Consider the following 3,249-nt stretch of genomic DNA (forward strand, 5'->3'; position numbering starts at 1 on the left):
CCACCGACCCGACCCGCTGCCAACTCCCCTCCGCCACCGGAGGGCTCGGCTCCGGCTTCCCCGTCGACGACCAGGCCCTCCCGGCCGTCGGCACCCTCAACGCGGCCATGATCTACGTCGACTTCGAGGACCACCCCGCCCCGCGCGGCTCGCTGCTCAAGGCCGAGTCGAACCTGCGCTCCGGCATCGAGTACCTGGAGAACGTCTCCGGCGGCGCCCTCGACATCGACGTCACCGGCTCCGACCGCTGGGTCCGCATGCCGGAACCCTCCACCGCGTACCCCTTCGACCGCGGCCTCAGCTACGAGGACCACGTCCGCTACATCGGCGACGCGATCGCCGCCGCCGACCCGGAGTTCGACTTCTCCGACACCGACGTGGTCTGGGTGGTCGCCACCGAGGAGGCCGAGAACATCACCTACTCCCCCACCACCAACCACCTCGACGTCACGGCCGACGGGAACCACCTCACCCACGCCGTCACCTTCGGCTACGACCAGTGGCGGTGGGGCGGCCTGGTGCTCGCCCACGAGACCGGCCACACCCTGGGCCTGCCCGACCTCTACCTCTTCGAGGCACCGCCGGACGACCCGGGCAACTGGCACGCGGCCGTGGGCGACTGGGACCTGATGGGTCTCATCTCCGGTCAGGCGCCCGAGTACTTCGCCTGGCAGCGCTGGCAACTCGGCTGGCTGGCCGACCGCCACGTGGTCTGCGCGCCGCGCACCCCGACCACCGCCACCCTCGTCCCCGTCGAGGAGGCCGCCACCGCCCGGCCGTCCGACGACGTGATGCTGGTGCTGCCCGTCTCCGAGACCCGCGCCGTCGTCGTCGAGAACCGGCAACGCATCGGCTACGACCGGGAGTTGCTGACCCCCGGCGCCCTCGTCTACACCATCGACACCGCTGTGCGCACCGGCCAGGGCCCGATCCGGGTCGTGGACGCCACGCCCGGCTCCCCCGAAGGACTCGACGACGCCCCGTTCCAGCCCGGCACATCCTGGACCGACCCCGCCACCGGCACCGTCCTCACCTTCGAAACGGGCCGCGCCGACGACCTCCGCGTCACCGTCGACCCCGCGTGAGCCCGTCCTCCCGAGACACCCTCACCCCGAAAGGCGGACCTTCATGACCAGACCGCCGTCCCGCCGCACCGTCCTGGGCGCCGCGGCCGCCGGCGCCGCCGCGCTGCCGCACCTCTCCCTGCCCACCGCCGCGGCAGCCCCCGGAACCCGCGCCGCGAACGCCCTCCCCATCCCCGACACCTGGCGCGTCCACCCGTTCCGCCTCGACCAGGTCACCCTGGGCGACGGCGTGTTCCGGGAGAAGCGCGACCTGATGCTCGAGTACGCGCGCGCCTACCCGGCCGACCGGATCCTCGCCATCTTCCGCGCCAACGCCGGCCTCGACACCCGCGGCGCCAACCCGCCGGGCGGCTGGGAGACCGCCGACGGCAACCTCCGCGGCCACTACGCGGGACACTTCCTCACCCTCGTCGCCCAGGCCTACGCCGACACCCGCGAACCGGCGCTCCGCGAGAAGCTCGACTACCTCGTCACCGCCCTCGGCGAGTGCCAGGCCGCCATCGCCGACTCCGACACCCCGGCCAGCCACCCCGGCTACCTGGCCGCCTACCCCGAGACCCAGTTCGTCCTGCTGGAGAGCTACACCACCTACCCCACCATCTGGGCGCCCTACTACACCTGCCACAAGATCATGCGCGGGCTGCTCGACGCCCACCTGCTCGGCGGCAACGAGGAGGCGCTGCGCATCGTCTCCGCCATGGGCGACTGGGCCCACAGCCGGCTGAGCCGACTGCCGCGCGCACAGCTCGAACGCATGTGGGGCATCTACATCGCCGGCGAGTACGGCGGGATGAACGAGGTACTCGCCGACCTCCACACCCTGACCGGCAAGCCGGAACACCTCGCCACCGCCCGGCTCTTCGACAACACCGCGCTGCTCACCGCCTGCGCCGAGGACCGCGACGTCCTCGACGGCCGGCACGCCAACCAGCACATCCCCCAGTTCTCCGGCTACGTCCGGCTCCACGACGAGACCGGCGACGCCGACTACCTGACGGCGGCGCGGAACTTCTGGGGCATGGTCGTCGACCACCGCACCTACGCGCTCGGCGGCACCGGCCAGGGCGAGATGTTCCGCGCCCGCGACGCCATCGCCGCCACCCTCGACGACAACAACGCCGAGACGTGCGCCGCGTACAACATGCTGAAGCTCAGCCGGTACCTGTTCCTCCACGAGCCCGACCCGGCCCTCATGGACTACTACGAGCGGGCGTTGACCAACCAGATCCTCGCCTCCCGCCTCGACCGGCCGTCCACCCGCGACCCGCAGGTGACCTACTTCATCGGCATGGGCCCCGGCGTCACCCGCGGCTTCGGCAACACCGGCACCTGCTGCGGCGGCACCGGCATGGAGAACCACACCAAGTACCAGGAGACGATCTACCTCCGCTCCGCCGACGGCGGCACCCTGTACGTCAACCTCTACCTCGCGTCCGCCCTCACCTGGGCCGACCGGGGGTTCACCCTCACCCAGGAGAGCCCCTTCCCCCACGAGGGCGACGCCGTCCTGACCATCACCGAGGGCGACGGCCCACTGGAGCTGCGGCTCCGCGTGCCGTACTGGGCCACCGGCGGCTACACCGTCACCGTCAACGGCGTCCGCCAACGCGTCGACGCCCGCCCCGGTGGCTACGCGAGCCTGCGCCGCGACTGGCGCCGCGGCGACGTGATCCGCGTCCAGATGCCGTACACCCTCCGCACCGAGGCCGCCCCCGACGACCCGACCGTGCAGTCACTCTTCAACGGCCCGGTCCTGCTGGCCGCCCACGACGGCGCCACCGAACTCCTGCAACACGCCCTCTACCCCCGCCTCACCCTGACCGGCGACCTCTCCGCCGTCGTCCAACCAGCCGACCAACCGGGCCACTTCACCCTCGAAGGACGCACCCTCGCCCCCTTCCACATCGGCGACACCACCCCCTACCACGCCTACTTCCGCCGCGCGGAGACCACCATCGCCTTCCGCGGCGCCGACTCCGGCGTCCCGAATCGCGCCGACGCCACCGGCACCAGCTACCTGGACCGCCTCTGGTCCCAGGCCAACGTGGAGCTCCCCGCCGAACTCGCCGGGACGCCCAAGCCCGAGCGCCGGGAGCGCGCGCGGGAGGTCCTGGAGCTGGTCGGCCTCGACGGCTTCGAGAAGCAGCTTCCCGGCCAGCTCTCC

Annotated in this window: 2 protein-coding genes; both read left to right on the forward strand. The window is 72.2% G+C overall.

Annotated elements, in window-relative coordinates; translation table 11 throughout:
- Positions 1-1,085 (forward strand): M6 family metalloprotease domain-containing protein (locus E1283_RS34210; protein ID WP_132822061.1); only part of this gene is annotated, 1,085 nt, incomplete at its 5' end.
- A 43-nt stretch (positions 1,086-1,128) separates the two neighbouring features.
- The coding region (locus E1283_RS34215; RefSeq protein ID WP_132822062.1) for a glycoside hydrolase family 127 protein at positions 1,129-3,249 on the forward strand (2,121 nt) is incomplete at its 3' end.

The organism is Streptomyces hainanensis (genome assembly GCF_004348415.1).
GTDB classification, from domain to species: domain Bacteria; phylum Actinomycetota; class Actinomycetes; order Streptomycetales; family Streptomycetaceae; genus Streptomyces; species Streptomyces hainanensis.